8 protein-coding genes and 1 pseudogene are annotated in these 9,619 nt (G+C 45.5%); 4 read left to right on the top strand and 5 right to left on the bottom strand.

Annotated elements, in window-relative coordinates; all coding sequences use genetic code 11:
• Positions 1-179 precede the first annotated feature (179 nt).
• The gene (locus D829_RS0117515; protein WP_017690218.1) at positions 180-1,706 is read right to left on the bottom strand and encodes a glycoside hydrolase family 43 protein; all 1,527 of its coding nucleotides are present in this window, start codon (positions 1,704-1,706) and stop codon (positions 180-182) included.
• A gap of 178 nt (positions 1,707-1,884) precedes the next feature.
• On the opposite strand from D829_RS0117515, the gene D829_RS0117510 reads away from it, so the two are divergent.
• Positions 1,885-2,748 carry a helix-turn-helix domain-containing protein gene (locus D829_RS0117510; protein ID WP_017690217.1) on the top strand — a complete coding sequence of 288 codons (864 nt, stop codon included), beginning with the start codon at positions 1,885-1,887 and terminating at the stop codon, positions 2,746-2,748.
• Between the two features lie 72 nt (positions 2,749-2,820).
• Here the strand turns inward: D829_RS0117510 and D829_RS34065 are convergent.
• The 4 genes and pseudogenes from D829_RS34065 to D829_RS0117490 form a co-directional block, all read right to left on the bottom strand.
• Positions 2,821-2,961, bottom strand: a pseudogene (locus tag D829_RS34065) (thymidylate synthase); the annotation flags it as partial.
• A 106-nt stretch (positions 2,962-3,067) separates the two neighbouring features.
• On the bottom strand, positions 3,068-3,577 hold the full coding sequence (locus D829_RS0117500; protein WP_017690215.1) for a DinB family protein: 510 nt from the start codon (positions 3,575-3,577) through the stop codon (positions 3,068-3,070).
• An 83-nt stretch (positions 3,578-3,660) separates the two neighbouring features.
• Positions 3,661-4,578: a YafY family protein gene (locus tag D829_RS0117495; RefSeq protein WP_017690214.1), complete on the bottom strand. Its 918-nt coding sequence runs from the start codon at positions 4,576-4,578 to the stop codon at positions 3,661-3,663.
• 271 nt (positions 4,579-4,849) lie between these two features.
• Positions 4,850-5,767, bottom strand: coding sequence for a winged helix-turn-helix transcriptional regulator (locus D829_RS0117490; protein ID WP_017690213.1), 918 nt, complete (start codon positions 5,765-5,767; stop codon positions 4,850-4,852).
• Between the two features lie 397 nt (positions 5,768-6,164).
• Between D829_RS0117490 and D829_RS0117485 the strand changes: the two genes are divergently transcribed.
• The 3 genes from D829_RS0117485 (at position 6,165) to D829_RS0117475 (ending at position 9,597) form a co-directional block, all read left to right on the top strand.
• Positions 6,165-7,076 (top strand): glycoside hydrolase family 43 protein, encoded by a 912-nt coding sequence (locus D829_RS0117485; protein WP_051154000.1) that lies wholly within the window; start codon positions 6,165-6,167, stop codon positions 7,074-7,076.
• 132 nt (positions 7,077-7,208) lie between these two features.
• Positions 7,209-8,549 carry a sugar ABC transporter substrate-binding protein gene (locus D829_RS0117480; RefSeq protein WP_017690211.1) on the top strand — a complete coding sequence of 447 codons (1,341 nt, stop codon included), beginning with the start codon at positions 7,209-7,211 and terminating at the stop codon, positions 8,547-8,549.
• A gap of 157 nt (positions 8,550-8,706) precedes the next feature.
• A complete protein-coding gene (locus tag D829_RS0117475) occupies positions 8,707-9,597 on the top strand; it encodes a sugar ABC transporter permease (protein WP_026081245.1) in 891 nt (296 codons plus the stop codon).
• Positions 9,598-9,619: the final 22 nt, after the last annotated feature.

Genomic DNA, 9,619 nt, shown 5'->3' with positions numbered 1-9,619 from the left:
TTTTCTGGAAGCATTGTGGGTCAAGCTTAGGTCTACGATTCGTTAAAAATCCCAAACAGTGAAATAGCGTCGAATAACGTGTGCTGGGTTCGTTAGATATTCCAGATTCACGACGCTTATGCGAAAAGTAAATTAGTGAGAGGTTACATAGTTACGAACCTGATCGAAAGGTAATGGATCTAGCGGTTTGATTGCTCATCCAAAGGTTCATAGTCAAACCAATCAAAACTTGCAGGCGTACATTCCCCCGATGGAGCATAGGCGTACATGGCGATCATCACACCTGTGAAACCACTTGCCACTTCGGTAGATAACAGATGTGTTTCTCCTGAACCCACTTCGATGGCATCGGATGAACCTTGCTGGTAGAGGAACGTGAAGTGATTACGGTCAGCCTTGATTTGTAATACAACCGGCCCCTTGTCACAGTTAAGCGCCTGTTCGGTTCGCAGAGAGCCGACGGTTCGCCGCAATACGATTTTCTTCTGCCCATCGACCTGTGTTACAGCCAAATCGTAATGATATTTATCATTCATAAATAAGGTTAGTCCAGCTTCCTCACTGCTCGCATTCGGCTCATAACGCAGCTCGGTTGCCATATTGCATAAGAAATGGCTCAATCGACGCCCGACAAAGGCTGGATTTTGTCCATCATCGAGTGAAACCGAATGACCACGAAGGATGAGCTGCCCGGGATTTTCAGTGAGCGTCCAACTATCCGGAGCCGGGTTACGTAAGAAGATCCAGTTCATGCCTAATGATGGTTCGTCAAAATCATCCCGAATAGCCTGGGGCGACCAAGGGTGCTCAGTCAACAAAGGCCCAGTCATCTCCTGCTCAATATGTCCGTCCACACCGATCATCGGCCAACCGGTGTCCGTCCAAGTGACAGGTGCCAGGAACGTTTCACGTCCCAGATGGTGCCGCATGGGGTAACCTGCTGGACGAATACCAAGAGATACGGCCCACCAGCTTCCATCCTGGATCTGGACAAGGTCTGCATGACCGGTTGCGTGGATGCTGGATTTCATGCTCCGATTGGACAGAATCGGATTATGAGGACACGGATCAAATGGACCGTATGGCTCTGTGCTCCGAGCAATGGTCTCCATATGACCATACTCGGTTCCACCTTCGGCGATCATCAGATAGTAGAGGCCGTTTATTTTATACATGTGGGGAGCTTCGGGGGCTGCTCCTCCGGTTCCAGTCCAGATCAATCGGCTATCGGTTAGTCTGGCTCCGGTCGTGATGTCTATCTCGCATTGATAGATGCCCTCACCTTCATCGCCGTTACAGGCCGTTTGAAAATACACATGTCCATCTTCATCGAAGAGAAAAGAGGGATCAATGCCGCCCTGATCAACAAAAATCGGAGCAGACCATGGTCCCTCGGGCTGGGCACTACGTACATAAAAATTTCCGCCGCCGCTGACATTGGTTGTTGTCATATAGAACCAGCCATCATGGTACCGGAGTGTTGGAGCAAAAATGCCGCCAGAGCTGCCTGCATTCGCTAGAGGGAGTTGCTCAGTTGTTGTGAGGACATGGGCAATCTGTCGCCAGTTCACAAGGTCTTTGCTGTGGAAGATGGGCACACCAGGGAAATATTCAAAGGTACTGGTTACCAGATAATAGTCTTCATCTACACGGCAGATACTCGGATCTGGATAAAACCCCGGAATGACCGGATTGGTATATTTCATCATTTATGCTCCTATTCATTTCGAGAGTTTAATATGGATCTGAACGTGAACGTAAGAGATGTATCCTAGCTACAAGGGGAATTATATCGTCTTTAATCATTTCCAACCTTGATTTTTCGGTCCTCGAATAGCATGATATAGACATTCAACCCAACATGGTTTGCGGAGGGGAATGCTTTTGAGTAATGCATATTTGAGATGGTTTACTTCAGATCAACAGTTTCCATTTTTCATTCAGTATGGTGGACACGACCAAGACATGGAACTTCATAATCATGTGGACTTTACGGAACTTGTCATTGTTCTGAGTGGTCATGCAACCCATGTGGTGAACACCGAGGAATTTTTTATTAAAAAAGGGAACGCATTTGTGATTAATGGCGACACCCATCATGCGTATAAAGACCCTCATGATTTTCGAATCTGTAACATTATGTTCAGTCCCGAGATGCTTGCTTCGGCTGGGCCCGATCTGAGAAAATCTAACGGCTTCCAGGCTCTATTTGTTTTGGAACCGTTTTATCGTAATATTCACTCCTTTCCGAGTAAATTGGCGTTATCCATTTCCAGTCTGGAGTATGTAGAATCGCTGATATCGTTCATGATTGAGGAGTATCGGAGTAAACAGCAAGGGTATCAGACGATGTTGATCTCACGTCTTACGGAGATGGTTGTTTATTTGTCGAGGCAATATGATACGCAGGAGAAAGGGATCGAAGGTAATAATCTGATGCATCTGGCAAATGCCATTTCATTTATTGAAGATCATTATCTTGAGCCACTGTCGCTAGAAGATATTGCGGGGAAGTCGAATATCTCAATAAGGCATCTGAATCGGATTTTCCGATCCTATTATCAGATGACTCCGATCTCTTATCTGCAAAAGTTGCGTCTGGAAAAGGCATGTCATTTGTTGAAAAACGGGAATCTGTCCATCACGGAAATTTCGTATGAATGTGGATTTAACGACAGTAATTATTTCACTCGCCAGTTTAAGAAAGCCTTTGGCAAGTCTCCCAAAACATACAGGCAGACTCATTAATACCTGACCGAAATAAGACACCAAAACAGGGCCTCCTTATATGGAGGTCCTGTCTGCTGTCTCAGGGAAAATTCAATAGTCCAATAGCCGTCCGTTGTCATGCCACTGACCGTACATTTTATTTTCCTTTGTGTGGGTTATGAACTTATCCAATCTGCTCTGGAATAATGCTGGCTGATTCTTAACACTTTGGATCGTATCGATCCGCTTATAATTACCCAGCAAGATTTCTCGACTTGTCCATGCTCTCGCAACCAATTTCTCAATTCATCCCTTGACGTCACGGGTATACAATGTAGATTTTCCATCCGATTATCAACTATGCTTGAGCCAGTTCCTGATACCAATAGAGAAAATAGTCATTCATGATGGAGGCATGCCCCAATTGACGCAGCATGGTAGAAACATTGCCTCGATGATAGGTGCCGTGGTTAACCGCATGGAATACGATTTCCGATAAGCTGGTTTTGCGAACTCCGGCAAATGGATTATCGAGTAGAATGGTTTGCTCCAGATCAGCTTGGCCTCGTAACCACTCACTGTATTGTGCCGACAGGTTGGTAAAACGTTTGATGTACTCATCCACAGAACCGTGAATCTCACCATTAAGCAGTATACATGCTTGCAGTGCCTCGGGCATACCGGTGCCATTCAATACCTCGTACCACATTTTATCTACGGCGTAGATATGGCTGAGTGCGTGAGCAATGGTTGGAAATGAACTGTGCACTTCCTGACTCAGTACGGAAGAGGGCAATTCCTTGATTCTGCCCAGGATCGTTTGGTTGGCCCATGCGTGGTAGTTATACATTTGTTCCGGATGATTCATTGATGATCGTCTCCTTTAATGTGGCGATGGATTGGGTTAACTTACTGAGATGATTATAAAAAAAGAAGTATGACAACAGCGTGTCATACTTCTTCATAGAGCTTAAGTGCGTTTCGAAGTTGTTCTTTCAGAATGTCTCGTAATTCAATCGGTTCAAGCACCTCAGCGCCACTACCCAAACTAAGCAGAAACGACCGAAGCCATCTGGCTTGTAACGGTTGATAAACCGGGATGCGCATCGTCATACTTCCATCCTCGTGAAATTGCTTATCTGCCTGTTGAAAATGATCCATGGCTTCCGCGAGTGATTCCGGGTTCACCCGAAATACAACATCACTTACCTGATCTTGCCATGACGGATCTGACACAACCGCCTCTTGGGGAAGCTCAAGGTGGGGTTGGAAGTGTTCCGATGTCAGTTGCACGTTCATCATCCGGGACAGTCGGAACTCGCGATAATCCTGCCGTGTCTGGCAAAATCCATACACATACCAATTACGATATTTAAAATGTAGCCTTACTGGTTCCAGCTGGCGGGGTGAATGTTCATTCTTTGTATTGATGTAGTCAAAACGGACAACCTGATGTTCTGTAATCCCTTTACTCAGATGAGGAAGGGCATCAGGTTCTGTTCGGCGAGTCTCCAGATCCACGGATATACTTGAGGTTTGATGCTCCGGTCCAATCGTTTGCAGACGTTCAATCGTGCCTTGTGCACGTGCATCTTCGAATACTGTGGATAGACTGCTCAGGACCGTGATCAGGGAATCCACATCATAAGAACCGAGCAAGCTTTTATTCATCTTGTATCCGTCCATCATGCCGTAGCCGCCTTTGAGTCCCTGATGGGAGACGACTGGGAAGCCGGCGGCACAGATCACATCAATATCCCGATAGATCGTTCTTGGGGACACCTGAAACTCTTCTGCCAAGGTGGAAGCAGACAACACTTCGTGGTTCAGCAGTTTGTATATGATTGAGATTAATCGCTCCAATTTCAAAAGGTATCCCCGCCCGTTATTGCATTTTGTCATTACAGGCCATTATTATATCACGCCAGGGTGAACAACATGGAGGATCACAGAGGGGCTATAGAAGTCATATCATCCAGTATGTTTTGTTCCAACATGATTGGACAAGTTCTTAGATGAGATGAAACAAAAAAAGAGTGCTGGATAGCACCCTTTCGAAGACACATGATTGTTGCTCTGTTGAACAGTTACGTTAGCAGATTGGTCGAACTTCATATCGAGTGAATAGTCAGAGCAGGCTCTACTCTTCTTGCACGTTATAGAGAACCCGAGCGAGCAGATTCTGTCCATAGTTACCAAAGTTTTTACCAAAGATCGTTAAGCCCCGTTTGTTCAAAGGTCCGTCCGTAACCGCGATGCGGAAATGAATATCGCTTTTGTAATCCAGCCCAATCTGGTCCAGCGTTACGTCCGAGATGCGGCATCCGTCAATATAGCTGCCTTCCTGTGTAATCCGGATCAGCTTCAGCATGCCGTACTGATTCAAGTGTGGAGGCCACCATTCCGGATTAAAGGTACCGCGTGTATTGCCAAAATCCCCCGGACTTGTCCAGCAGCCAATCTCAATCCCATTGACATAGAAGTAAATATCCGAAGGGTAATTGTCACAAAAGCCAGGGGCCTCCGATCCCAGTTCCATCGACAACTGAATTTCGCTAAAGGACTGATTAGGTTTGAGATAGTTTGGAATCCGATACTCGAGATAACCTTCAGCCAGCCAGATCATCTCCGCATCAATTCGCAGTGGATCAGCAAAGTACCGCGGATCATCGAACTCTCCAACAATGCTGTCCCGGGTAGCCAGACCACATGTAGGTGCAGCCTGATAATCGCTGTAATGACCGACCTGAATTTCCACCTCATAACGATTGTTAATCTCCTGTGAACGCAGATCAACCATCAATTTTTCCTCATTGAGATAACATATCTTCTGGATTCCATGTTTGCCAACGGCGGTGTTGATCTCGATCAATCCGCTCTCTTCGAGCTTCTTGATATGCATTGTGATGGCACCATTGCTCAGTCCCAGCTTGGTTGCAAGATCATTGAGATTAAGACTTTGGTTCTTGGCCAGCAGCTCGATGATCTGAATCCGGATTTCCGAACTGAGCGCTTTGAAGATATTCACACCCGACATCAGATCTTTAATATAAATCATAGGTGGATTTCCTTTCCCCGTTCTGAACAAAGTCTTCGACACAGACATTTGCACATTTATATGTTTTATTTCAGATAATTATAAATCATTCCCTCATGGAAGGGAAGGGTGGAGAAATAGAAGCTAAAACCCTTGTATATAGCGCAAATACGAAAATATAATCTATATTTTGTCCACTATTCCGGTTAAAATAAGTGTTAATCAGTTCACATATATTTGAAATATACCATTGAAATGTAATGTAACCGCTTTTATAATCCTATTATACCTAAATTGATTCATTACTTCATGAACCTAATTAACCATTTGAACAGGAAAGGTGGAGTTTGGTTTGGAAAAGTTAAGCAATGTGAAGAGGTTTAAGTGGAAACGGTTGGCGTTACCGGCATTACTTGTGATGGTATTACTGCTGGCAGGTCAGTCAAAAGCTTTGGCGGCATTCTGGAATCTGACCGGAGATACCGCTGTTCATGATCCGTCGATTATCAAAGAGGGCAGTTCCTGGTACACCTTTTCAACCGGCCCGGGCATTCAAGTATTGAAATCCGATAATGGATCGTCCTGGTATCGTGTTCCACAAATCTTCTTAAGTAAGCCATCCTGGTGGGCTTCTGCCGTTCCGGGGCAAAGCGGATTGGATGTATGGGCACCGGATGTAGAGCAGTATAACGGAAAAGTATGGCTCTATTATTCAATCTCCACCTTTGGCTCCAATCGGTCTGCGATTGGTCTTGCCTCTGCGAACAGCATTGGAGCAGGGCAGTGGAAGGATGAAGGATTGGTGCTTCAAACCACGACCGCCAATAATTATAATGCCATTGATCCAAATCTGGTCATTGATGCTTCAGGCAATCCATGGCTGGCCTTTGGTTCTTTCTGGAGTGGTCTGAAGATTGTCAAGCTGGACAAAAACACGATGAAACCGACGGGAAGTATAACTTCCATTGCTGCGCGCCCGAATAACGGAGGTGCAATTGAAGGACCAAGTATTGTATATCGTGGCGGCTACTATTACCTGTTTGCTTCCATCGATTCTTGCTGCCAAGGGGTGAACAGTACCTACAAAATGGTCTATGGACGTTCGACCAGTATAACAGGCCCTTATGTGGACAAAAACGGAGTTAATATGCTGAATGGTGGCGGAACGATATTGGATACAGGCAATGTGAAGTGGAAAGGTCCAGGTGGTCAGGACGTGTACAACGGCAATGTCATCGCAAGACATGCCTATGATGCAGAGGATAATGGCAATCCGAAATTGCTGATTAATGACTTGCTTTGGGACTCGAGTGGCTGGCCGAAATACTGATTTGTTTTATATAAATATAAAATGTTTTATAAAAGTGTTGACTAAAGTGATCTGGATTTGATAAATTTAACAACAGAAATCTTATTTCATCCAATTGAATACGGTTACAAGTCCAGATCAGGAGGGGTTCAGATGGTAAATAAAAAGAGTTGGGTCACATTTATGCTTCTTATGCTGGTAAGTGCGCTGGTACTCGCGGGATGCGGAGGAAGCAGCGGTGCAAGTGGGGACAAGGAGTTAACGTTTATGTTCCGCGGCGGTACAGACGAGCAGAAAGCATACCAAGCGGTGGTCAAGAAATTCGAAGAAGATCATCCGGGTGTGAAAGTCAAAATTATCGTAACGGCTGCGGATCAATATGCAACCAAGCTCAGAGCGGCAATTACAGGCAACAGCTTGCCTGACGTATTTTATATCAATCCGGGCGATGTGAAAGCGTATGTGAACAGCAATGTGCTGATGAACCTCACTTCGTATATTGAAAACAATCCGGATGTTGATCTCGATAATATCTGGAAATACGGCGTGGACCTGTATCGCTATGATGGAAAAATGGCAGGACAGGGCGATATCTATGGTATGCCGAAGGACCTGGGGCCATTTGCACTGGGCTACAACAAAACGTTGTTTGAAAAAGAGGGCATTCCATTCCCTGACAAGGATAAACCATACACATGGGAAGAGTTCATCAAGGTGAACCAGCAAGCGACCAAGGATACCAATGGAGATGGTAAACCGGATGTATACGGTACTGGATTTAACGTACAGTGGGCCCTGCAATCCTTTGTATGGAGCAACGGTGGGGATTGGTTGGATGAGACCAAAACAAAGGTAACGATTGATGATCCGAAATTCGCTGAAGCCTTGCAATTCTTCGCGGATATGCAGAACGTATACAAAATTACACCTTCCATTGAGGAAGCGCAAACATTGGATACGTACCAACGCTGGATGAAAGGTGAAATGGCTTTCTTCCCTGTAGGCCCATGGGATATGAGTACATTTGAGAAATTACCTTTCGATTATGATTTGCTGCCATTCCCTGCGGGATCTACTGGTAAATCGGCAACGTGGATCGGATCTCTGGGAATCGGAGTATCCGCGAAAACGAAACATCCAGAAGAAGCAGCAGCATTGGTGAACTACCTCACGGCTTCGAAGGAAGGCATGCAACAACTGGTAGATGCCAAGGTACAAATTCCGAACTTGCTTGATATGGCAGACGAGTGGGCCAAAGATACATCCACAAAACCAGCCAACAAACAAGAATTCATTGATATCGTTGAGGATTACGGCCGGGCTCTGCCAGGTAACTACACGTACAATGCGGAATGGTATGACCTGTTCTTCACGGACATCCAGCCGGTATTGGATGGCAAGATTACAGCCGCAGACTATGTGAAGCAGCAACAACCGAAAATGCAAAAACTGCTCGACAAAGCGGTTGAACAAGAAAAGAAATCTCAGAAATAGTAGATAGGAAAGGGCGATGCCGGCAGCCTGCAATCATGCTGCTGGCATCATTCGTATTGGGACTTATTGGATTCCATACGGGCATGTGGCATTCGTTGATCGGCAAGGTTCAATCGAAGAATGCCACATGCTGATACTAGAAACAGGGGTGAACGCCGTGATTACGAAATCGAGTTTGTATCGCAAAGAGATGCTGTACGGATATCTGTTTATTTTACCTCCGCTTCTTGGATTGCTGATCTTTGTCATGTTCCCGTTCCTCTATTCCCTCTATGGTTCCTTTACGGATTGGGACGGACTGGGACAGATGAACTTTATCGGTTTGGCCAACTTCAAGGATTTGCTCACGGATGACCTCTTCTACAAAGCGATGTTTAATACATTTTTCCTGATGCTTGGTATTCCAATTGGATTGTTGCTCGCATTGTTGCTGGCAATGGGTCTGAATCGTAAAATCCCTGGCACAACGACATTCCGTGTGATCTATTACATCCCGGTTATTTCCTCCCTCGCTGCGGTGTCCATCATGTGGAACTGGGCGTACAACGGGGATTACGGTCTGGTGAACCAGTTCCTTGACCTGTTTGGGATTAAAGGACCTAACTGGCTCGCGAACAAAGACACAGTCAAACCCGCTCTGATTATTATGACGGTGTGGAAAGGCCTGGGATACACGATGTTGTTGTATCTGGCAGCACTGCAAAGTGTATCACGTACATATTACGAGGCGGCTGAGCTGGATGGAGCGAACGGCTTCCAGATCTTCCGCAATATCACCTGGCCTATGGTGAAGCCGGTTACCTTTTTCCTTATTGTTACGAATATCATTGGCGGTTCCCAGATCTTCACCGAGATGAACATTATGACACCTACGGGTGGTCCTGAATATTCTTCGGCATCGATCGTTTTCTACATCTGGCAGAAAGCATTCAGTAACTTGCAGATGGGTTATGCCTCAGCGATGGCCATGATTCTTGGTATTTTCATTTTTGTCATTACCCTGGTGCAATTCAAAATGAACGAAAAATCAGCCTATGATGGGGATTGATGGTCAAGGAAAGGAGTGAACC

The sequence above is a fragment of the Paenibacillus sp. PAMC 26794 genome (genome assembly GCF_000316035.1).
Classification (GTDB): Bacteria; Bacillota; Bacilli; order Paenibacillales; family Paenibacillaceae; genus Paenibacillus.
The sequence above is the reverse complement of the archived record's forward strand: the minus strand, read 5'-3'. Positions and strand labels throughout refer to the sequence as shown.

What these genes read in the sequence shown, in the direction of transcription:
- D829_RS0117480 (WP_017690211.1), top strand. Translation starts at nt 7,209, where the DNA reads ATGGTAAATAAAAAGAGTTGGGTCACATTTATGCTTCTTATGCTGGTA.
- D829_RS0117490 (WP_017690213.1), bottom strand. Translation starts at nt 5,767, where the DNA reads ATGATTTATATTAAAGATCTGATGTCGGGTGTGAATATCTTCAAAGCG.
- D829_RS0117500 (WP_017690215.1), bottom strand. Translation starts at nt 3,577, where the DNA reads ATGAATCATCCGGAACAAATGTATAACTACCACGCATGGGCCAACCAA.
- D829_RS0117485 (WP_051154000.1), top strand. Translation starts at nt 6,165, where the DNA reads ATGGTATTACTGCTGGCAGGTCAGTCAAAAGCTTTGGCGGCATTCTGG.
- D829_RS0117515 (WP_017690218.1), bottom strand. Translation starts at nt 1,706, where the DNA reads ATGAAATATACCAATCCGGTCATTCCGGGGTTTTATCCAGATCCGAGT.